General features: G+C 38.7%; 19 protein-coding genes. 6 read left to right on the plus strand and 13 right to left on the minus strand.

What is annotated here, in order from left to right:
• Nucleotides 1-10: 10 nt before the first annotated feature.
• The 5 genes from hemN to PGN18_RS18390 form a co-directional block, all read right to left on the minus strand.
• Nucleotides 11-1,357, minus strand: a complete 1,347-nt coding sequence (hemN, locus tag PGN18_RS18370; protein ID WP_335321051.1) for an oxygen-independent coproporphyrinogen III oxidase — start codon at nucleotides 1,355-1,357, stop codon at nucleotides 11-13.
• 2 nt (nucleotides 1,358-1,359) lie between these two features.
• Complete coding sequence (locus PGN18_RS18375) at nucleotides 1,360-1,785, minus strand: lactate dehydrogenase (RefSeq protein WP_335321052.1); 426 nt, start codon at nucleotides 1,783-1,785, stop codon at nucleotides 1,360-1,362.
• Nucleotides 1,786-2,304: 519 nt separating this feature from the next.
• On the minus strand, nucleotides 2,305-3,336 hold the full coding sequence (locus tag PGN18_RS18380) for a response regulator (RefSeq protein ID WP_335321053.1): 1,032 nt from the start codon (nucleotides 3,334-3,336) through the stop codon (nucleotides 2,305-2,307).
• 15 nt (nucleotides 3,337-3,351) lie between these two features.
• On the minus strand, nucleotides 3,352-4,548 hold the full coding sequence (locus PGN18_RS18385) for a PAS domain-containing sensor histidine kinase (protein ID WP_335321054.1): 1,197 nt from the start codon (nucleotides 4,546-4,548) through the stop codon (nucleotides 3,352-3,354).
• 56 nt (nucleotides 4,549-4,604) lie between these two features.
• On the minus strand, nucleotides 4,605-6,386 hold the full coding sequence (locus tag PGN18_RS18390; RefSeq protein WP_335321055.1) for a hypothetical protein: 1,782 nt from the start codon (nucleotides 6,384-6,386) through the stop codon (nucleotides 4,605-4,607).
• Between the two features lie 313 nt (nucleotides 6,387-6,699).
• Here PGN18_RS18390 and PGN18_RS18395 point away from each other — a divergent pair, with 313 nt between their 5' ends.
• Nucleotides 6,700-7,713, plus strand: a complete 1,014-nt coding sequence (locus PGN18_RS18395) for a zinc-binding alcohol dehydrogenase family protein (RefSeq protein WP_335321056.1) — start codon at nucleotides 6,700-6,702, stop codon at nucleotides 7,711-7,713.
• A gap of 65 nt (nucleotides 7,714-7,778) precedes the next feature.
• Here the strand turns inward: PGN18_RS18395 and PGN18_RS18400 are convergent, their stop codons facing one another.
• Together PGN18_RS18400 and PGN18_RS18405 are read right to left on the minus strand one after the other, a co-directional pair.
• Nucleotides 7,779-8,168, minus strand: a complete 390-nt coding sequence (locus tag PGN18_RS18400) for a response regulator transcription factor (RefSeq protein WP_335321057.1) — start codon at nucleotides 8,166-8,168, stop codon at nucleotides 7,779-7,781.
• 42 nt (nucleotides 8,169-8,210) lie between these two features.
• A complete protein-coding gene (locus tag PGN18_RS18405) occupies nucleotides 8,211-8,975 on the minus strand; it encodes a DeoR/GlpR family DNA-binding transcription regulator (RefSeq protein WP_335321058.1) in 765 nt (254 codons plus the stop codon).
• Nucleotides 8,976-9,134: 159 nt separating this feature from the next.
• Here PGN18_RS18405 and PGN18_RS18410 point away from each other — a divergent pair, with 159 nt between their 5' ends.
• The 3 genes from PGN18_RS18410 to PGN18_RS18420 all read left to right on the plus strand — a co-directional run bounded on the left by PGN18_RS18410 (nucleotide 9,135) and on the right by PGN18_RS18420 (nucleotide 13,151).
• The gene (locus PGN18_RS18410; protein ID WP_335321059.1) at nucleotides 9,135-10,703 is read left to right on the plus strand and encodes a glycerol-3-phosphate dehydrogenase/oxidase; all 1,569 of its coding nucleotides are present in this window, start codon (nucleotides 9,135-9,137) and stop codon (nucleotides 10,701-10,703) included.
• 33 nt (nucleotides 10,704-10,736) lie between these two features.
• Complete coding sequence (glpK, locus tag PGN18_RS18415; protein ID WP_335321060.1) at nucleotides 10,737-12,227, plus strand: glycerol kinase GlpK; 1,491 nt, start codon at nucleotides 10,737-10,739, stop codon at nucleotides 12,225-12,227.
• A 180-nt stretch (nucleotides 12,228-12,407) separates the two neighbouring features.
• Nucleotides 12,408-13,151: an MIP/aquaporin family protein gene (locus PGN18_RS18420; protein WP_335321061.1), complete on the plus strand. Its 744-nt coding sequence runs from the start codon at nucleotides 12,408-12,410 to the stop codon at nucleotides 13,149-13,151.
• Between the two features lie 187 nt (nucleotides 13,152-13,338).
• Here PGN18_RS18420 and PGN18_RS18425 read toward each other — a convergent pair whose 3' ends face one another.
• Entirely contained in the window at nucleotides 13,339-14,691 is a 1,353-nt protein-coding gene (locus PGN18_RS18425; protein ID WP_335321062.1) for a PhoH family protein, read from the minus strand.
• 784 nt (nucleotides 14,692-15,475) lie between these two features.
• Here PGN18_RS18425 and PGN18_RS18430 point away from each other — a divergent pair.
• Together PGN18_RS18430 and PGN18_RS18435 are read left to right on the plus strand one after the other, a co-directional pair.
• Nucleotides 15,476-17,635, plus strand: a complete 2,160-nt coding sequence (locus PGN18_RS18430; protein WP_335321063.1) for an FUSC family protein — start codon at nucleotides 15,476-15,478, stop codon at nucleotides 17,633-17,635.
• A gap of 174 nt (nucleotides 17,636-17,809) precedes the next feature.
• The gene (locus tag PGN18_RS18435; RefSeq protein ID WP_335321064.1) at nucleotides 17,810-18,220 is read left to right on the plus strand and encodes an organic hydroperoxide resistance protein; all 411 of its coding nucleotides are present in this window, start codon (nucleotides 17,810-17,812) and stop codon (nucleotides 18,218-18,220) included.
• Nucleotides 18,221-18,383: 163 nt separating this feature from the next.
• On the opposite strand, the gene bioB is transcribed toward PGN18_RS18435, so the two are convergent.
• From bioB to corA, 5 genes are all read right to left on the minus strand, one after another.
• Complete coding sequence (gene bioB, locus PGN18_RS18440) at nucleotides 18,384-19,385, minus strand: biotin synthase BioB (protein WP_335321065.1); 1,002 nt, start codon at nucleotides 19,383-19,385, stop codon at nucleotides 18,384-18,386.
• 111 nt (nucleotides 19,386-19,496) lie between these two features.
• On the minus strand, nucleotides 19,497-20,846 hold the full coding sequence (mgtE, locus tag PGN18_RS18445) for a magnesium transporter (protein ID WP_335321066.1): 1,350 nt from the start codon (nucleotides 20,844-20,846) through the stop codon (nucleotides 19,497-19,499).
• 92 nt (nucleotides 20,847-20,938) lie between these two features.
• Complete coding sequence (locus PGN18_RS18450) at nucleotides 20,939-21,241, minus strand: type II toxin-antitoxin system RelE/ParE family toxin (RefSeq protein ID WP_335321067.1); 303 nt, start codon at nucleotides 21,239-21,241, stop codon at nucleotides 20,939-20,941.
• Complete coding sequence (locus PGN18_RS18455; RefSeq protein ID WP_335321068.1) at nucleotides 21,234-21,485, minus strand: type II toxin-antitoxin system ParD family antitoxin; 252 nt, start codon at nucleotides 21,483-21,485, stop codon at nucleotides 21,234-21,236. The genes PGN18_RS18450 and PGN18_RS18455 overlap by 8 nt, the downstream gene beginning before the upstream one ends.
• A gap of 61 nt (nucleotides 21,486-21,546) precedes the next feature.
• Nucleotides 21,547-22,668 (minus strand): magnesium/cobalt transporter CorA, encoded by a 1,122-nt coding sequence (gene corA / locus PGN18_RS18460; protein WP_335321069.1) that lies wholly within the window; start codon nucleotides 22,666-22,668, stop codon nucleotides 21,547-21,549.
• Between the last annotated feature and the right edge of the window lies 1 nt (nucleotide 22,669).

The raw sequence follows: 22,669 nt of genomic DNA on the forward strand, positions 1-22,669 counted from the left end.
TATTTATTACTTATATTGATGAACTGAACAGTTGCGTTTTGGGTTGCCTAAGCCATAATTTCTCGTCGAATGCCATGCAAACATTTCTTAGGAAAGATTTTCCTCTGGAATTAATACTGATCTCTTTTTCAGTTAACGATATCAGCTTATCTTGCAATAAAGGCAAAAGCCGCTGATGAACCTCTTCTGGAATCCTATCGCTGTAGGCTGTGTTGGATCTGCACATGATATTAAGAATATGCTTTCTTACATCGAGATCTTCATCTGTTAAAAGATGTCCTTTCTCCACAGGCAATAACTGCTTTGCAATTTTATCCAAGTAAGCTTCTACCGTTTTAGGATTCTGCGCAAAGGCCGTCCAGCTATCACTGATCGACGAGACACCAAGGCCAATAATTAAATGTGTGTGCTGACTGGTATAGCCCATAAAATTACGATGAAGTTTATTTGATGCCATCGATTGAAATAAAGGATCGCTTTTCATCGCAAAATGGTCCATGCCTACATCTTCGTAGCCGGCATCAGAAAGTAATTTTCTTCCAAATTGATATAGGGCAAATTTTGCATCACCTGCTGGAATATCCTTTTCTGTATAATGCCTTTGTCCGGGTTTTAACCAGGGCACATGTGCATAACCGTAAAAGGCGATACGATCTGGCCGCATACCAATCACATCTTTTATAGTACGGCCCAATCCTTCAATGCACTGACCAGGCAATCCATAAATTAAATCGAAATTGATGGAGGTGTAACCTATTTCCCTTGCTTCATTTGTTACCTGAGCTACTTGCTCTGGTGATTGAAAGCGATTGATTAAAAACTGTACCTTAGGATCAAAATCCTGGATGCCTAAACTTAACCTTCTGAACCCGAGGTGGTAAAGCGTTGTTAAATGCGCTTTGGTGGTATTTGCGGGATGAGCTTCAAAAGAGAGTTCGGCATCTGTAGCCAGGCTCGCATTTTGCATAATGCAGCTAATCAGCAGATCAAGATTTTCTGCACTAAAGAAAGTGGGTGTTCCGCCGCCTAAATGAATTTCTTTCAATTTTGGTTTTTCCTGTAGGGCATCTACATACATGCGCCATTCACCAAGTACGGCGGAGATGTACGGCAACTCTACTGAATGATTTTTGGTAATGCGGGTATTACAGCCACAATAAGTGCATAAGCTTTCGCAAAAAGGGAGGTGAATGTACAAGCTAATCCCATCGTCTTTATGGATTGCATAGGTTTTAACTACCCTATTCAACCATTCATCAGCACTAAAGTTTTCGATATCCCAAAACGGAACCGTTGGATAACTGGTATAGCGTGGAGCAGCAACATTGTATTTTTTAAGTAATTCTGCGCTTTCCATGTTTATAGCTTTTTGGTGGTTGCGCATTCACTCTGGCAACAGCAGGCTTTACCTACGCATTTACCGGCTGCCCATTGATCGAGGTTTTTGATCACCTGTTCCATTCTTGCCTTTGTATCGGCTTGATTAGCCGTCAGCGGAACATTGGCAACCTTCATGCCGGCGAGTCCGGCAGCATTAAGATCAAGATGATCTGTTTGTGAAGATGAAGTTGCAATATATTTGATACCCAATGATCTAAGGCCTAATATCATGTTACCGCTTAACTCATCATTGTTAAAAACCAGTAGCGCCTCTTTACCGGTTGCGAATGAAAGCGTATCAGCTGTTAAGCTATTGGCGATTATCGTGATATCATGTTTTTTGTAATTGGCCAGTACCAACCATTCCTTTTCATCGGGCTTGATGTTGTAAGCTATAGCTTTCATATACAGTATTTATGTATACAAAACTATGAAGGAAGCTAACGGCAGCAGGTGAGCACGCTTAGGGAAAAAAATGATACTGCTCACTTTTTTAGTCCAGAGTCTCGTATCTGTAGTCGAACGATTAGTGATCAACAAATCAAGTGTATCTCTAATTGCCATGGTTCGTTTCCCGACGAAACATTTCTTTTTGCCTCATCTAGCGCGAGTCTTAGTGCGAAGATAAAGCAGGCTGGCCGACTTGTGCTTTGGAAGAGTTCGGTCTAAGCACAAGTCAGGCCGTTGATCAAGCCCCATGCGCTAACACTCTCGCTAAATTTGAATACGATAGGAAAGTTCGGGAGAGATAATTATCACAATAGATTTCTCGACTGCGTTGCACCCCGCTCTAAATGACGAACTCTTCAGGGACCAAGTTCCAGTTAACCGAATAAACTGTCAACCTAATGACGAATGAACCAATTTCCAGTTAACCGATTAACCGATTTTAACAGTTAACCAGCCGAACAATGAGCCTGAACCTTACTGCTTGATATTCCTAAGTTTTTCGATGGAAAGAATGTTAATGGCATTCCCAGTTTTATCAATTAGTTTCTCATCTTTAAAATCAGCCAGCATTCTGCTTACGGTTTCGCTGGCAGTACCCACCAATGCTGCAAGATCATCGCGGGAGATCCGGATGGTGCAGGTATCTTCCGTGCCATGGCCAAATTTTTCAGCGACTTGTAATAAAGCTTCGGATACTCTTTTTCTTACTGATGAATATGCCAATTGGAGCATCTGCTTTCCTTTATCGCGTACATTTCCGGATAACAGACCAATAAATGTTTTAGATACAGCCTGATGACTCAACAGGTATTCCATAAAATCTGCTTTCGGAATATGGATAATTTCTGATTGGGTTAGGGTGGCAGCATTTTCCACATAAAGTTCGCCATTGCATAAACTCTCGTAACCGAAAAAGTCTCCATCATGGTAGAGTCCTGAAGAAAGTTCCCTGCCATCTTTAAAGCGTTTGTAAGTTTTCACTTGTCCTTTATTTACATAATAGAGGTGTGTAGGCTCATCGCCTTCTATATAAATTACTTGTTTAGCGTTTACGGTTCTGGGTTTTCCTTTTTTGCGCAGTTCATCTATTATCGTTTCACCATTGCCATCTATTGAACTGAATCCTGCTGCTTGTTGCTTTTTTTTGAACCTGCTTTCTATGGCTCTAAAAAGTTCCGTATCGTCAAAGGGTTTGGTCAGGTAATCATCAGCACCCATCTCCATACCTTTCCGCATATCTGCCCGCTCCGTTTTTGCAGTAATGAAAATGAAAGGGATATTGGCCGTTTTCGGATTTTTGTTTAACAAGTACAAAACACCATATCCATCAAGTTCTGGCATCATAATATCGCACAGAATTACATTGGGTAAATGATTGACAGCCATTTCCACACCGATTTTTCCGTGTTTAGCTGTAAAAGTTTCATAACCAGCCAAATCAAGTACCTCAGCAGTACTCTCTCTGATATCGTCATTATCTTCAATAATTAAAACTTTTTTGTTCATCGGATAGCGCTTAAATTATAAAATGGTTTCTAAAGGAAAAGTAAGCGTAAATACCGTACCTGAATGCTGTTTGCTATTGCAGGTTACCGTGCCGTTCATCAAGCCCACGTATCTTTTCACTATATTAAGTCCTAGTCCCGTTCCCGGAATATCGCCCGTATTGTGGGCCCTGAAAAACGGTTCGAATAAATTGCCTTGATCGGCATCCGGAATACCAATGCCATTGTCTTTTACCTCTAAAATCAGTTCATCATCTTTTAAAATAGAATTGAATTGGATGAGTGTATCTTCTCCTGAGTATTTGATCGAATTGGAAATGAGGTTAATGATGCAATTTTTCAACAGATTAGGGTCCAGATATACTTCGGCAGTTGTTCCGGTATGTTCATAAATAATATGCTGGTTCTGCTTGGTCATCATCTGCATCTCTTCTGCTATTTCTTCTGCAAAGCTGATGATGTTAAAAGCTTGTGCAGATGCCTCTACTTTACCCGCTTCCAATTTCTCAAGCGAAAGGAAATCGTTTAGTATCGTAGTGAGGTTGTTAATGGAGTTTTTAATCTTTAAGGTATGCTTTTCCACACTGGTCACATCCTGTTTAATAGTATATTTATCAATTAATGATGCTGATAGCTGAATGGAGCTAAGTGGCGTCCTAAATTCGTGAGAAGCCATAGATACAAACCTGGTTTTGAGCTGGTTGAGTTCCTTTTCCTTTTGAAAAAGTGCACGCATGTTTTCTTTCGCCGTTTCCAGTTCTGATACGAGCTTAACCAGGTCTCGCGTACGTTCCTTTATTTTAACTTCCAGTTTTTCGGTATAACTCTTTATCTGTTCTTCGTTGGCTTTTTCCTTGCTTAGATCGTGGATAAAACCCGTATAAATTTTACGATCTGTAAATTTGATCTCACTCACACCAAGCCTGAACGGAAATATAGAACCGTCTTTCCGTTTGCCCGAAACCTCCCGCCCAATACCAATAATATGTTTCTGACCCGTATGTTCATACCTGGACAGGTATCCATCATGGCGCGATTGATCAGGCTCGGGCATCAGAATGGAAATGTTACTGCCCACTAATTCCTCCTTTTCATAACCAAAAAGCTCAAGTGCTGCAGGGTTTAAATGTTCTATAATTCCCTTGTCATCAATGGTAATAATCCCATCAATGGCGTTTTCAATAATCGCATCCAAAAATTTCGACCTGTCCATTGCTATGCTTCAAATATGCCTGTAAATATAGAAAAAGTATTATCGATCTTCTTTTCCTAACCAACAATCAACGTGTCGAGTTTAGTTTTAGCACGTGCCAGTTGTTCATATAATTGGTTAATATCATCCGAAGCCTGGTCCGCTATTTCGCTGAAAAGCTTTTTGTAATAATTGATCCCTTCAGCCAATTGCAGCCTAAATCCATTTAACTGTTTGATCTTTTTATCGCTAAAATGCTGCAATTGTTTTTTGATATCTTCCTGTAAGTAATCGATATAGAGATTAAGCTCTTTGATGAAAACATGAGGACGATCAACCTGCGTTAAAAGATTGTTTTTGCCATAAATATGACCAACCATTTCATCTAAAGAGTATACATCAGAAAAATAAGCCAGGTTGGGTCCCGGGCAAATGGCTACGGACTTATTTTCTTTCGGTTTTAGGATATTGTATTTGAGGTAAGTAGAAGAACAAAGTCCTTCACAAAGGCATACCTTTCCAGTCGCCTCATTAAAATGTTTTTCGTATTCTTCTGCAGGCAGCCCAGCCATTTGAAGGCTTTTGATCTTTAGGTGCTGGTATTCACGAGATGCGGTACAGATTGCCTGTTCGGTAAATTCGGTATTGTTGCAGAGGTATTTTTTGGTGCAAGGGCTTCCAGGTCTGCCCTTTTCAATGCGTTCAATCCGTTGCTGCTCTATCGTACTGTTTCTAAAGTGATTAAAGCGGATGCCCAATGGTGAAGCATCACTTAAATAAAAATCCTTTTCGGTTGCAGCAGTAAGTTGTGTTAAAGTCTTTGCATCTACATTGGTTACTTCCGGCACCAATAAAAAAGGACTTCCCCATCCTGTAGCATCAAGTTGGTAATGCTGTAGCAGAAACTGATGTTCTGCCGCTGTTCCGATTCCACCCTGTACCGTAATCTTTTGTTTCGGTTCTTTTTCAATCTGAATTCCCTTGTGCGCCAGGGCAATCTGATACATACTGAAAAGCTCCCTGTACATGTCACTTCTTTTTGTTTTAAATTCTTCTAAGATCGGGCCCAACAGATAACCCTCGGTAGCAAATGCATGCCCACCACAGTTTAGGCCCGATTCGATCCTGAATTCTGATACCCACAAACCTTTTTTTGCTAAAAATTTAGCCTGGATCAGTGCAGACCTGAAATCGCTTACTTTTAAGATGATACGCTTTTTTAATGAGGTATTTTTATCTGGTAAAAAGTCTGCAAATTGTTCCATATAGCTGTATAATTTAGGATTCATGCCTGCAGAAAGCACCACTGAGGCATTAAGCTTACTTTTAGCAAAACCTCGCAAAGCCGCTAAAGCGTCGGTGTTGGCATCACCCGTGTATTCACCATCCACATAGTTCATTTTATCTACCTTAGCCATAATGTTCACATCAATATTGCCCATACACATGGCATTTTTTAGTACGGATTTAAAGATCTGTTTGGCTTCTCCCTCGGGATATTCCATCATCAGTTCATAACCATGTTTCAATTTTGAAGTATCAGGCAAAAGCTCGAAATAACGGCAGATATCATCCTCATCGATAAAATCCTGCTGTTTTAAAATTTTAAAATCTTGGCTGATACAATCGGATAAAAAGTTAAGGTATGCGGTAATGCGCCTGCTGCGACTATCTGTTTCGTAGTTACTAATCGGCTCGTAACCTACCGATCTATTTTGCGAATGATAAGCACGCATACGCTCCACCAGTTCATCATCAACAATCGAAAGTACAGAAGAGATGCCATACCTGGCAACTTTTAAAGGGGTATCAATGGAGTAACCCAATCCCAAAACGGGAATATGAAATGAATGTGACATGATGTTCTTGATATAAAATTGGCTTTCAATATGCCGAAAGCCAAATATTTTCATTGGCAAAACTACTCTGCATTAACTGCGGTAATGATGATATGGCTCAAACCAAAAAATGAGCGCAATCATTTTTTCAGTTTATTATGGAAAGCACACTGCTCAAATAATAGAAAACGTTTGTTTTATTGGTAAACGGATACGTAAACCAATAGATTAATCCGAGTGTCATTATATTATAAATCTTCTTTCAATGTTTTAACAGTTTATACTTTCGTTATAGAAATAAAATATTTTAGGATAAAAAAAATAATATTCAGCCATGAAAGCTATAGGATTTAAAACCTCATTGCCAATAAACGAAAACGAAAGTTTTATCGAATTTGAAATGCCTGTTCCAGAGCCAAAAGGACGGGATTTACTTGTCAAAGTAAAGGCCATTAGTATAAATCCGGTTGATTTTAAAATCCGCCAGAACAGCGCAAAAAACACTGTATTGGAAATCCCCAAGGTAATTGGCTGGGATGCTGTTGGAACAGTTGAAGCGGTTGGTGAAGGTGTTTCGCTATTTAAAACCGGAGACGAAGTATATTATGCCGGAGATTTAACACGGAGCGGCTCGAATGCCGAATACCAATTGGTTGATGAACGTATAGTAGGTTTTAAACCTGGAACATTAACATATACCGAAGCAGCTGCGATGCCATTAACTGCATTGACTGCATGGGAGTCACTTTACGATCGGATCCGAATCAGCGTAGAAAAAGATAAAGGAAAAAGCATCCTGATTATTGGTGGTGCAGGTGGCGTTGGCTCCATTGCCATCCAATTGGCCAGGAAAATTAGCGGCTTAAAAGTAATTGCTACTGCTTCCAGACCAGAAACAAAAGATTGGTGTAAAGCCATGGGAGCAGATGTGGTAGTTGATCATAAAAGTCTGGTTGAAGAAGTGCGTGCTGCAGGTTTAAATGAAGTAGATTTCATTCTCGACTTTGTAGACCTGAATAGTTATTGGGATGATCTGGTAGAACTTATTAAACCACAGGGACATATCGTATCAATAACTGGCTCTGCAACACCTATTGCCCTGAATAAATTAAAAAATAAAAGTGTTACTTTTTCCTGGGAATTGATGTATACCCGTTCCATGTATCAAACTGACGATATGGAACAGCAGCACCATATTTTAAACGAGCTGACAAAATTATTGGACAATGGCACGCTTAAGAGTACATTAAATCAAACATTAAAGGGCTTTACTGTAGAAAACTTAAAAGAAGCCCACCGCTTACTGGAAAGTGGTAAAACCATTGGTAAGGTGGTTATTGAATACTGAAAAATAGCATAAAAAAAGAGAGAAGCTTAACAGGCTTCTCTCTTTTTTCTTATCTCAGGTTTCAATTAAACCTTGGTTCTACTTTCTGAACTTTTTTTTAACTGTGCATTAATGCGTTCCAAAACATTGTAAATATCGAAAGGTTTGCTGATATAATCGTCAGCGAATGCATCAATCGCTTTTTGCTCACTATTGTTCTGTGCAGACATTACAATAATCGGGATATGTTTGGTAAAAATATCAGTTTTTAAATCTTCGCATATCTCTGCTCCGTTTCCATCTGGTAACATTACATCTAATAAGAAAAGATCAGGCATAGCATCCTGGATGTTTTTCTTTAGCTCCGCAAAAGATGATGAAAGCTGTAATTCAAAACCCTCTTCTTTTAACAGGATTTCAATCACGTTTCTGATTTCCTGATCGTCTTCTAAAATGTGTATTCGTTTTTTTTCCATGTTCAAATTATATGTTTGGGATTTCCGTTCGCGTGGAATGCGCTACACGATAGTAACAGTAACACCCAAACCCTCTAAATGTTTTACAATTTGTTCAGAAATTCCTTTATCAGTAATGATATGATCAATTTCTTCCAATCCGCATATCTTTCCGAAGCCTCTTTTTCCAAACTTAGTCGAATCTGCCAATACAATCGTCTTTTGCGATGCGCCGATCATTTTGCGGTTCAAATGTGCTTCCATGGCATTGGTAGTGGTAATGCCGAAATCCAGATCAATGCCGTCTACCCCTAAAAACAGTTTGTTGAAATAAAAATCCTGTAAAACCTGTTCGGCATAAGCGCCCATTACTGAGGATGAACTTTTCCGTAATAAGCCGCCCAACTGTATCACTTCAATGCCAGGTTCGCGCATTAATTCGAGCGCTACATTTAATGCCGAGGTAACCACCGTTAAATTTGTGGCAGGTGCAATATTCTTGGCAAAATAAAGTACTGTGGTTCCCGAAGCAATCACAATAGAATCGTTATCATTCAGTAATGCAGCTGCAGCTATCCCGATCTTATTCTTTTCAGCTGATTGTATTTTTTCTTTTTCGTTAACCGGACGGTCTACTGTGTATGGATTGTTGATTGTTGCACCACCGTGTGTTCTGAACAGTAGACTCTTGTCTTCCAGTAGTTTTAAGTCCTTTCTTATTGTTACTGAAGACACTTTCAATTCCTTACACAAATCCACAACGTTTATATATTGATCACGTTGCAGGCGACTTAAAATAAATTGATGCCTCTCAGCCAAATTCATCATAGTAAATTAAATTAGCGTGCTGCAAATTAGCAATAAAAACATTCTTTAAAATATTTTAAACAAATATTTAATAAATTTTTAACCCATTATATATATGATTTCGATCTTGATTACTTATAATTGCGAATAGTTTCGTTTTATTATTTTTATAACAATTCAATGAATAGATTGTACGCACCTCATCTAGCTGATGATATACTTTGGGATATCATCATTATTGGCGGCGGTGCTACAGGTTTAGGTACAGCCTTAGATGCTGCGAGTCGAGGATACAAAACATTATTAGTAGAGCAAGCTGATTTTTCCAAAGGAACATCAAGCAGAAGTACTAAATTGGTTCATGGAGGCGTTCGCTACCTTGCGCAAGGCGATATTGGTCTGGTTAAACATGCTTTGAAAGAACGTGGTTTATTACAACAAAACGCTAAACACCTAGTTAGTAGAGAAAAATTCCTGATTCCCTGCTACGATTGGTTTTCTGTTGTAAAATATTTAACCGGACTTACCGTTTACGATTGGCTGGCAGGCAAATATAGCTTTGGAAAATCTAAATTTTTCTCGAAAAAAGCAACCCTAACTCTCATGCCAGGCATCAAGGCTAAAGGATTAAAAGGAAGCATCCGCTATTATGACGGAAAGTTTGATGATGCCCGTTTGGCCATCAACATTGCACAAACGGCTATCGAGAAAGGTGCATCATTATTAAACTATACCAAAGTAACAGGTTTATTAAAAAGTGGCGATACGGTTACCGGTATTGAAACAGAGGATATGATAACCGGCTCATCAGCCAAATACAATGGCAAAATTGTAGTTAATGCAACAGGTGTATTTGTTGATGATATCCTGCATATGAATAATCCTGATACCAAAAAAATGGTCCGCCCCAGTCAGGGTATACATATCGTATTGGAGAAAAGCTTTTTAAATAGCGAATCGGCATTAATGATCCCAAAAACATCTGATGGAAGGGTTTTATTTGCTGTTCCCTGGCACGAACATTTGCTGGTAGGCACAACTGATACCCCACTTCATGAGCATAGCCTTGAGCCGCGCGCTTTAAAAGAAGAGGTAGATTTCATTATGGATACTGCAGCAACCTACTTTCGCCAAAAACCGACTGAAAAGGATATCCTAAGCGTTTTTTCGGGTTTGCGCCCCTTGGCCGCCCCTACCAATGGTGATGCAAATAGTACAAAAGAAATCAGTAGAGACCATAGACTGCTGGTTTCTGCAAAGGGATTGATTACCATTACTGGCGGTAAGTGGACAACCTATAGACTAATGGCAGAAGAAACGGTTAATTTAGCGATTACCCACGCTGGTCTGAAAGCGAAAAAATGTGTAACTCAAAATTTAAGCATACATGGCAACACAAATCATTCCGACAGTAGTCATTTAGCCATATATGGATCAGATCGCATTAAAATTGAAGCCTTGATTAAACAAAACCCAGATCTTGAAAAACCCTTACATCCAGCTTTTCCTTTTATGGAGGCAGAGGTAGTTTGGTCTGCAAGGAATGAAATGGCAGAAACTGTAGAAGATATTTTAAGCAGGAGGCTAAGAATATTATTTATTGATGCACAGGCTGCAAAAGACATGGCGCCGCGGGTAGCCGCGCTCCTGTGCGAAGAATTATCAACAGATGAAAAGTGGGAAGCCGATCAGATTGAAACTTTTAATAAATTAGCTGATGGTTACCTTTATCGTCAGTCTGTGAAATAACCTAGAAGGCATAGCCGCTAACCAAATTTTAATATGAGTAAATACATCTTATCTATTGATCAGGGAACTACAAGTTCCAGAGCCATTGTCTTTAATCGCAATGGCGAAATTGTTGCTATAGCCCAACGGGAATTCACACAGATTTATCCTAAAGCGAGTTGGGTAGAGCATGATCCAATGGAAATCTGGTCTACACAGTTGGCTGTGGTAACAGAAGTGATTGTTAAGGCAGGTTTGAGTGTAAGTGATATCGAGGCTATCGGAATTACCAATCAACGAGAAACCACTGTGGTTTGGGATAAAGAAACGGGACAGCCAATTTATCATGCTATTGTTTGGCAAGACAGGCGTACCGCTGCCTATTGCGATGAAATTAAAGCCCAAGGGCTGGCCAATAAAATATTGGAGAAAACAGGTCTGATCATTGATTCTTATTTTTCTGCCACTAAAGCCCGGTGGATTTTGGAAAATGTTGAAGGCGCGCGTGAAAAGGCTGAAGCAGGAAAATTGGCTTTCGGAACCATTGATACCTGGTTGATATGGAAATTAACAGCGGGTGAGAAACATGTAACCGATGTGACCAACGCTTCCCGAACCATGCTTTATAATATTCATACTTTAAGCTGGGATGAAGAATTACTGGAACTTTTCACTATACCAAAAACAATGCTTCCTGAAGTAAAATCATCAAGTGAGGTTTACGGTGTAACCGCGGGAAGGATACTGGCAGCAAAAATCCCCATTGCAGGCATCGCCGGTGATCAGCAATCGGCTTTGTTTGGGCAAATGTGTACCGAAATTGGGATGGTGAAAAACACCTATGGTACCGGTTGTTTTATGTTGATGAATATAGGACAAAAGCCAAAAATTTCTTTCAATAACCTGTTAACCACTATCGCATGGCAAATTAATGGCGAGGTGAATTATGCTTTAGAAGGCAGTATTTTCATAGGTGGCGCCGTTGTGCAGTGGTTGCGAGATGAAATGGGCCTGATTTCTAAATCGGCCGACGTAGAAACCTTAGCAAAAAAAGTAAATGATACGGATGGGGTTTACGTTGTTCCTGCTTTTGCGGGTTTAGGTGCACCACACTGGGACCAACATGCGCGAGGCACGATAACCGGACTAACCAGGGGTACAAACAAATCGCATATTGCCAGGGCTGCCCTGGAAAGCATTGCTTATCAAACCATGGATGTCTTGAAAGCAATGGAAGCGGATGCAGGCATTAGTATTACCGAATTAAGGGTTGACGGTGGCGTTACGGCCAATGATTTATTGATGCAGTTTCAGGCCGATCTGTTAAACTGTAAAGTAATCAGACCTGACGTAACAGAAGTTACCGCTACTGGTGCTGCCTACCTTGCCGGCTTAGCAACCGGGTTCTGGAAAAGTATTGATGAGATCCGTTCACAATGGAAAATCAACAGAACTTTTATTGCCGAAGAAGGAATTGATAATACCGAAAGAATAAACGGCTGGACAAGGGCAATAAAAGCGGCCAGAGCAAATTCAGATGGCTAACAAAAATGGGTTCGTCACACTGACCTGTAGCGCAGCTGAAAGCTACGTAGTAAACCGAGCCATTAGCGAGCTCACCGAAGGTAATTTATTGCAGGGTCTTAGCTCTATGAACAGATTGCTTGTTACCAATCGCCTTAGACCTAATTAAACCTAATCAATTATAAATCGTTTAACTTTTACATGAATATATATCTTTCAGAATTTATTGGTACCGCAATCATGATTCTTTTAGGAAATGGTGTAGTCGCTAATGTGGTACTTAAAGGCACTAAAGGTAATGGTGGAGGATGGATGGTGATTACAACAGCTTGGGCACTGGCCGTTTTTATAGGCGTTGTTGTGGCGGGTCCTTATAGCGGTGCACATTTGAATCCGGCAGTAACCCTCGGGCTCGCCATCGGAAAAGGCTTTGGCTGGGCCTTGGTTCCATTTTATATTTTAGCACAGTTAGCTGGAGCGATGACAGGATCCTTTCTGGTTTGGTTAATTTATAAAGACCATTTCGATGCTACTGACGATCAGGACTTAAAGGCCGCACCTTTTGCAACTGCTCCGGCCATCAACAAGATATCTTCAAATTTGTTGTCAGAAATTATCGGCACCTTCGTGTTGATATTTGTGATTTTTTATTTTACTGATGCCAGCATGGGTACCAAAGAAACGGTTACCACCCCTATTGGACTAGGTTCTATTGGTGCAATACCAGTGGCATTTTTAGTTTGGGTAATAGGCCTTGGATTAGGCGGAACAACCGGCTATGCCATCAATCCTGCAAGAGATCTAGGACCACGAATAATTCACTTTTTAATCCCAATGAAGGGAAAAGGAAGCAGTGATTGGGCATATGCCTGGATACCTATTTTAGGACCCATATTAGGATCGGCTTTGGCCGCTATGGTATTTCTATTGATTAGTAAAGGATGATTTATTTCAGGTATTCTGGCAATTAGGAATAGATAGCATTCTTGAGCACTGTTAAATACGACATCACTGCAAAAAAAAAAGCATGTTCGATGACAAGGCCATGCGCAGCATGGCATAAAAAATCAGTAAATCATATGAATTTCCCTCTTAAGCCATTAGATCGTAAAATAAAAATATAGGTAAAAATCTATAGTAACTCATTTGCCAAGTTGGCCAATTTACTCCGCTCCCCTTTTTGTAAGGTAATATGGGCGTAGAGCGGGTGGTTTTTCGCATTTTCAATTAAATAAGACAGTCCATTACTTTCCGAATCGAGGTATGGGGTATCAATCTGGTAAATATCACCTGTAAAAACAATTTTGGTATGCTCCCCTGCCCTTGATATGATGGTTTTCACTTCATGTGGCGTCAAATTCTGGGCCTCATCAATAATAAAGAAGATTTTGGTGAGGGTTCTGCCCCTTATAAAAGCCAAGGGTGCGATGGCTATCTTTTCGGTAACAATCAATTCATCAATCTTTTCCACCATTCTATCGTCACCAACAAACTGCTCTTTAATAAATCGCAGATTATCCCAAATCGGCGCCATAAACGGATCTGTTTTGGATTTCGCATCGCCAGGAAGAAAACCAATATCCTTATTGCTCAATGATACAATTGGCCGGGTAACGTAAATCTGCCTAAAGTTTTTACGCTGTTCTAAAGCACTGGCCAGCGCCAGTAAGGTTTTTCCGGTTCCGGCGTTGCCTTGTATACTTACTAATTTAATTTCCGGATCTAAAAGTGCGTGTATGGCAAATGCCTGTTCAATATTTTTAGGTTTGATTTTAAAAATCTCATCGCTAGAAACAGCAGAAATGGTTTTCAACTGATGGTTATAAAACACATCGGCCGTTTTCCTCTTATTTTTTAAAACGTAAAAATGATTGCCATTTCTGGGTGGTAATACTATTTCATCAGCATCAATAAATTTTTGTTTCTTTACTTTCTCTATCACCTCTACAGGAAAATTAGCTATTTCGGTTTTGCCGGCATAAAGCTCATCTACGTTCTTAATTTTCCCTGTTTCGTAATCTTCTGCATTTAAATCCAAAGCCTTTGCTTTCAACCTCAAGCAAATATCTTTCGATACCAGTATTACTTTTTTATCTGGATATTCTTCTTTTAAGCTCAATGCTGCGTTTAAAATTTTATGGTCAGTTTTTCCTTTTCCAAACACTTCTTCTGCATTTATCGTTAATGGCTTTTCATTTAAAACTACCTTAAATTTTCCAGATTCCGACCCATTTAGTAAAATCCAATCGCTGATGAGTTTTTGTTTGGAGGTTTCGTCAATGAGTCGGATAAAACTTCTGGCTTCGAAATTTCGTGTATCATTACCGCTTTTAAAATGATCAAGTTCTTCTAAAACCTGAATGGGAATGGCCACATCATGTTCGTGGAAGTTATTGATCGCATCATGATCGTATAAAATAACGGATGTATCTAAAACAAATATCTTTTTCGACAGACTTGAGATTGATTTACCTTTTTTGGCCATTTGGTAAATTTAATGTTTTAGTGCTTAAATAAAGCAAATTCCTTTATCGATATTTTAGCGTTTTATGGTATAAGATAGACTCTGCATCAGGTTCAGGGTAACGATACCTTTGCAAAATAAAAACGGGGACTTTCTTCTTTCGATTCAGTTCCCCGTTTAACTTTAAAATAACCGTAGTTAAATTTAAAGCATCTAATTCTTGTTACTTTGATTTTTCCGTTATCGTTAGGTTTTACAACTTTTGCGATCCGTGAAAATTTATTTCCAGTTCTTCCGTTCGTAAACTTCTTAACTTTCTATAAGCTCTGTCTGGGCCTGTGCGATTTTCTTATTGTCCTATCTTTCGATGGTTATATATATTCTTAATCAGTTTAACCCTTTCAGAAATTAATCGTTTTCCCTGTAAACATTCCGAAATAACTCCCCTTTCGGTTCCTTATATCTTTTGGACTGTTTTATCAGAATTCAAAGTACTTCGTATTTGATATAAGCTAATTTAGCACATAAAGCCTTACTTGTCAAGTACAAAATAAATGTTTTTATTAACAATTTTACTCACCATAAAGTGCTGCTTATCAACATTTTGTTTCTAAGTAAACTTCGTTTTAGTGCTCGTATAGCCATACTGTAAGTTTATCAACAATAATGGTTGAAATACTTATCAACATCTTGCAGGTATTTAATAGTCAATCGATTATATTTTTTCTGCTTAAGAATGATAAAAAAGCTAAAAACTTAATTTTAATCCCAACAAAAAACATTGCTATTATGTTATTTTTGTAGCATGCAGATCAGGCAACCCATTAGAAATATACAAGACTTTTTACTGAGTACCTATTTTGCCGATGGGCTCCGCATTACCATGGGCGTGCTGCTCCCCTCACTCATTTTTGCACAATTCGGCCTATTAAAGTATGGCATGACTTTATCTTTAGGCGCTTTATGTGTAAGTGTGGTAGATAGTCCAGGGCCAATGGTGCATCGAAGAAACGCCATGCTGATTACTACCGCACTTATTTTTACTTTCTCGATCATATCAGGACTAACGAACAAAAGCCACTATTTTATCGGTTTTTTATTGGTTATATCGAGCTTTGTATTTTCCATGTTTTACATTTATGGTGTAAGAGCAGCATCAGTGGGTACGGCCGTTTTGTTAATCATGGTATTGAGCATTGATGATATCCGCCCGTGGCAAGAGGTGTTGTTACACGCTGCTCTAGTATTGGCTGGTAGCCTGTGGTATACGGGCTTGAGCTATTTTGTGTATCGCTTACGTCCTTTTCGTTTGGTACAGCAATCGTTAAGTGATTCTATTTTGGAGGTCGCAGAATTTCTCCGCGAAAAAGCTAAATTTTATCATCAGAATAATAATTACGATAAAACCTATTCGGAACTGTTACAACTTCAGGTTTCTGTTCACGAAAAACAAGATGCAGTAAGAGAGCTGTTATTCAGAACACGCGAAATTGTAAGGGATTCTACTCCCGAAGGCAGATTTTTATTATTGGTTTTTGTAGATATGGTAGACCTTTTTGAGCAGGTCATGTCTACCTATTATAATTACCAGCAATTGCACGATCAGTTTGATAAAGCAGGTATCTTATCAGATTATGAAATGGCCATAAAGCGGATTTCATACGCGCTTGACGATATTGCCTTTGCCCTAAAAAGCGGCGGAACGCCCGTTGTTTCAAAACGTTTATTGATTGAGATCGAAAGGTTGAAGATCAAAATCAACAATCTCGAAAAAAATAATCAAAATCAGGAATATAATACGCTGGGTATTATCGCTTTAAAAAATATTGAGGTGAACATCGAAAATATCCTGTCAAGGGTTAAGACCATTTTCAGCTACTTTAAAATCAGGAACAGCAAGGATATTAGAAAGGCCGAGGTAGATACCGAGAAATTTATCACCAGGCAAAAATTTGATTTCAAACTCTTTACCGAAAATTTAACTTATACTTCTTCTACTTTCAGGCATTCGTTGCGGGTTACTGTAGTGATGTTATTGGGTTTTATTGTGGCTCGGATTCTCAATTTTTCGCATAGCTACTGGATTCTGCTTACCATCCTCGTTATTTCAAAACCAGGATTCAGTTTAACTAAAGAACGTAACTATCAGCGTTTAATCGGTACTACTGTAGGGGCTTTTGTTGGTATGGGGGTAATTACCTATGTTCATGATCGGAATACCTTGTTTATAATTTTGTTGATCTGCATGATTGGCTGCTACAGTTTCCAAAGGAAAAATTATGTGGTCAGCGTTCTCTTTATGACACCTTATATCTTGATCCTGTTTGATTTTCTGGGAATGGGATCTATAGCATTGGCACGTGAACGGATTTTTGACACCTTTATAGGTTCTGGTATCGCTTTGTTGGCCAGTTATTCTTTATTTCCAACCTGGGAATATGAAAAACTGAAAGAAGCAATGGTAGATATGCTAAAGTCAAATAAAGCTTATTATGCACAAGTGATTAAACTGTATTTTGAAAAAAATTATAATAGAACAGAATATAAACTGGCCCGTAAAGAAGTGTATGTAAGTACCGCGAATTTGGCTTCGTTATTTCAAAGGATGTTCTCTGAACCTAAAAGCAAGCAGTTGTTTATTAAAGAAGTACATCAATTTACTGCGCTAAGTCATCTATTGTCTTCTTATGTGGCAACACTTTCATTGTATAATAAGGAGCACCAATTTATATTTGAGAGTTTCGAAACCTTAAAACCCATTGCCAACAATACGAACTATCTATTGGATGCCTCTATTGATAACCTGGAGCAAGGGAAAGATACAGTAGATAACGTACCCTTAATTAGGCTAAATGATAATGGTTTTGCGATAAAAAAAGGTGAAGATCTGGTTCCTGAGCAGTTTGATCTGATTCAGAAAGTGGCATACGACATCTATAAACTATCAGTGAAGATAAAGCTTTAGTTCAAAAAGAAAGTTCTTAAGTGCATAGTTTTGTATCTCTGGATTACCTCTTTAAACTGAACAAAGAATATCCTGTACAGTCATATTTTGATGCAATGATTACCCTTGTCTTCCACAATGCTAAAAACAAAGACAAGTGCAAATTTGTTAAACTCAAATCAAATCAAAATTATCATGGAAAAGTTATATACGGCTGAAGTTACAGCTACAGGAGGAAGAGACGGACACATTAAATCCAGTGATGGGATTTTAGATTTCGATTTAAGAAAGCCCAAAGAACTTGGCGGACAAGGTGGTGCTACAAACCCGGAAGAATTGTTTGCCGCAGCATGGGGACCATGTTATTTAGGTGCGCTAGGGAGTGTAGCGGAGCGGGAAGGCGTTGATATCAGTGAAGCAAATGTGAAAGTGTTGGTATCCTTTAATAAAGATGGTAATGCATTTGCACTTTCTGCAGATCTTGATGTTCATATTCCAGGTATTTCGCATAACGAAGCCCAAGCATTAGCAGATAAAGCCCATCGGGCCTGTCCATATTCTAAAGCAACAAAAGGTAATATTGAGGTAAGGGTAACAGCGGTATAGACAAATTTCTGTCGTGCTGCCGGACGTTACCATCCGACAGGTGGTTAGATTTCAGACCAAAGTATTATAAACAAGAAAGTCCCGGATTTAATCCGGGACTTTCTTGTTTATAGCATGATTTGCGTTGTTAGTCGGAAACAACTGCAGCACAGATATATTTTTTCTAAACAGCTTCCTGTTCAATTATGGTATTAGCCGGTCTGCCATTTTTAAAGGCATCTCGGGTTTTTAAACCCAATAATTCAAACATAGCCATATCATCTATAAATGCTGGATTTGGTGTAGTTAATAGTTTATCGCCTGCAAAAATAGAACTTGCACCAGCCATAAAGCAAAAAGCCTGTTCAAGTGTACTCATTTCATTTCTACCAGCCGATAAACGTACTACCGAATTTGGCATCACAATACGAGCTGTTGCAATCATCCTGACCATATCCCAGATCGGTACACGTGGTTGATCTGCCAATGGTGTTCCTTTTACCGGTACCAAAGCATTAACGGGAACTGACTCCGGATGTTTTTCCATGTTTGATAAAGTCTGTAACATGGAAACGCGGTCTTCTACCGTTTCACCTAAACCAATGATACCTCCGCTACATACGGTTAGTTTAGCTTTCCGCACATTTTTAATCGTATTTAAACGATCATCATAAGTTCTGGTTGATATAATCCGTTTGTAATCTTCTTCAGAAGTATCGATATTATGGTTGTAAGCGTATAAACCAGCATCAGCCAAACGTTGGGCCTGGTTTTCGGTAAGCATGCCTAGTGTGCAGCAAACTTCCATATCCATATCATTCACGGCCTTAACCATTTCAATCACACGATCAAAATCACGGTTATCGCGTACCTCCCGCCAAGCAGCGCCCATACATAAACGAGATGCACCACCCTCTTTGGCTTTTACTGCTGCGCTAACTACCTGGCTTACCTGCATTAAAGGCTGCACTTCTAAATCAGTATGGTAGCGTGCTGCTTGTGGACAATAGCTACAATCTTCGGCACAGCCACCAGTTTTAATGGAAATTAATGAACTGACCTGAACTTCATTGTAATCTTTATTTTCCCGATGAATGGTTGCGGCTTCATAAACCAGATCTAAAAAAGGTCTGTTATAAATTTCGTATATTTCTTCTTTTGTCCAATCGTGTCTTGTTGTTTGCATTGGGATCAGATTTTGCAGATTTAATTTTTGTAGTATTAGTTAAATTAACAGTCATTCCGATTTAGTTTGCAAGCCTTAAATCCTGGTGTACTAAATCAGGTATTTCCTGGTTTATAGTAAAAGTTTGCTGGCCAATCCTAAAATTAATAGGAATCCAAAAACATCGGTAAAAGTAGTAATAATTATAGATGATGCAATGGCAGGATCAATACCTACACGTTTTAAAATAAGTGGAATGCCTGCGCCTGTTATCCCCGCAATGATTAGATTACCAGTCATAGCCAGGAAGATAACCAGACCAAGCATAGGGTTTCCATCAAAAAAGAAGGCGAAAATAAATACAATTAAACCGTTAGCTGCACCATTAATTAAGCCTACTGTAAATTCTTTTAATACTGTTCTATAAGCTTGCTTATCAGTTAAGTCATAGAGCGATATACGCCTTACCGTTACTGCAAGTGCCTGGGTAGCGGCGTTTCCACCCATGCCCGCTATAATAGTCATGTAAGCTGCTAATGATGGGATCAGTTTAATGGTTGGATCGAAATAACGCACCACTGACGACGCCAGGAAAGCCGTTCCAAGATTGATAATTAACCAGGGTAAACGGGATTTTACGGCTTCCACCCAGTTACCGCTCAATTCCTCATCTTCCGATACCCCTGAAATTTTCAGAATATCCTCTGTACTTTCCGCTTCCATTACATCGATCACATCATCGAAAGTTACCCTGCCAAGCAGTTTTTGATTTTCATCTATTACCGGGATACTGGTTAAGTTATATTGTGAAATTAAGCTGGCTACTTCTTCCTGGTCAGTATCAGGATGTACATAGACTGCATCTATATTGACCAATTCGGTTAATTTGGCATTATGTTTTGACTTGATAATATCTTTTAACGAAACAATCCCTTTAAAAATTTCTTCATCGTCTACCACATAAATGGTATAAAACTCTTCCATTTCTTCGCTCTGGCGGATAATCTCGTCAATTGCATCTTTTTTGGTGAGGTTAATGTTTACACAGATTAACTCTGTGTTCATCAAACCACCTGCGGTTTTTTCGTCGTAAGTTAATAGGTTACGGATTTCCGAAGCATGATCTTCGGTAAGGTCTTCCAGAATTTCTTTTTGCTCATGGTCTTCCAGTTGGGAAATAATATCCGTTGCATCATCATAATCCAGCTCCTCAACAATCTCGGTACGTTTATCAGGGTGAAGCTCAAAGAGTAATTCCTCCGGATGGGATTCTTCATCCATTTCAGAGATAATCTCTGACGCAATTTCGGAAGGAAGAAGATTTATGATATGCCGCTGTTCGGATTTATCCAAACGTTCAAACAAAATTGCAATTTCCGAGGCATGGTATTCCTGTAAAACTAATTTTAAAGTCTCATCACCAGCTAAAATTGCATTTTTAACCTTGAGTACGTCGCTTTTATCTATTTCGAATGATTGCATCTATAACCTAAACCAAAACGCCCTAAAGCTACAAATATTAACAATTGATTTTTACAAAAACTAACGTCTAATATTTATCACTTACAGGTATATTAAAGTTCTGACAATTTAGCTCCTAAATCCATTTTAGCATGTAAAATTCTAACTATTTCAATTTCTCCAATGTCAATCATCAGATAGAAAATGATATGTTCACCAGCTTTGGATCCTAATATATTTTGGTTTGTCTCTCTGTAATTTCTACCTTTTTCAGGTTTCTTAGCAATCTGATTACAAAATCCAATGAGTAGGTTATAATATTTGTCTGCTTGATTTTCTGACCAAACATCATAGGTATAGTCCCAAATTTCACTTAAGTCTTGAAGTGCTTTATTACTAAAAGAGAACTTAGCCATTTGTCCTCTTCCTGGTTTTCAACATTTCAAGATGTTTTTGAGGATCAAAATCCTTCACCATTCCACTATCAATTCCTACCTGGAGTGCTTCTCTTAAAATTTTGATTTTATTTTCTTCATCTTCCAGTAGTCTTAGTCCTGCCCTAATAACCTCACTAGCATTTTTAAATCTTCCTTCGGAAATTCTTTCATCAACAAAGTTTTCAAAATGATCTCCCAAAGCCATAGATGTATTTCGTCCCATTGTGTTAATATTTGAATTTTATTAAAATTACCAAAAAATGGTAACTTTTGAAAATAAATTTTTATTTAAACCATCCTTTACGCCAAAAATAAATCACCTGTATAATGGCAATCACTGCCATCACCAGCCAGGTGTATAAATAGCCATGCTCCGCATACAATTCCGGCATGTTATCTTTCAATATTTTTCCTGTTGCAGGATCTTCTCTGCTAAAATTCATTCCATAAATACCTGCTATAAAAGTCAATGGGATGAATATTGAGGAGATAATGGTCAATACCTTCATTATTTCATTCATGCGGTTACTGATGATCGATAAATTCATATCGATATTGGCCGATGCAATCTCTTTTAAAGATTCGATAAAATCGATAATCTGAATGCAATGATCGTAAGCATCTTTCATGTAGGTTTTGGTCAGATCGGATATCAATGGGCTATCTGATCGGATAATATCATTCAATTTATCTCTCTCTGGCCAGGTTACTTTTCTAATGGTAATCAAAGATCTTTTAATGGCCTGTGTATCATACATAATCCTTTTATCAGGATGATCGTATAAGCGGTCTTCAATTGCATCTAATTCTTCGCCCCAAAAATTCAGAAGTGCAAAATAGTTATCAACGATTACATCCATAATGGCGTACATTAAATAACTACTGCCACCAATGCGGATGTTGCCCTTCCCTATTTCCAAACGTTTTCTCACTGGCTCAAAACAATCTGCATAGGTTTCTTGGAAAGTAATCAATGTCCGCTCTGATAAGATAAAAGAAATCTGATCATTACAAAGCACATTATCATCGTTCAGATATAAATGTCTGCTTACCGAAAAAATGTATTTATCGTTATCGTATTCATCCAGTTTAGGGCGTTGATAAGAACTGGTGATGTCTTCCAGTACAAGTCTGCTGATATCCAGTTTGCCATATAAGGTTTCGAATATATTGGGATCAGCCAAGCCTTTGATATCAAACCAGTAAAAAAAATCTTTGTTTTCTATCAGCTCATCAATGTTGTTGATGTTTTCCAGTTCGGTTTTCTTATAACTCTTATCATTATACGTATGCAATACGATAAGTGGCTTTAAAGCATCCTCATCAATGGCATATAAACCCGGACTAGTGCCAGGCGCTGGAACCTTGTAGTGTTTATGGCGGTTACGTGGCTTGCTTTTTCCCATA

Origin of the sequence: Pedobacter terrae, from assembly GCF_036946585.1 — a bacterium.
Taxonomy (GTDB): Bacteria; Bacteroidota; Bacteroidia; order Sphingobacteriales; family Sphingobacteriaceae; genus Pedobacter; species Pedobacter terrae_C.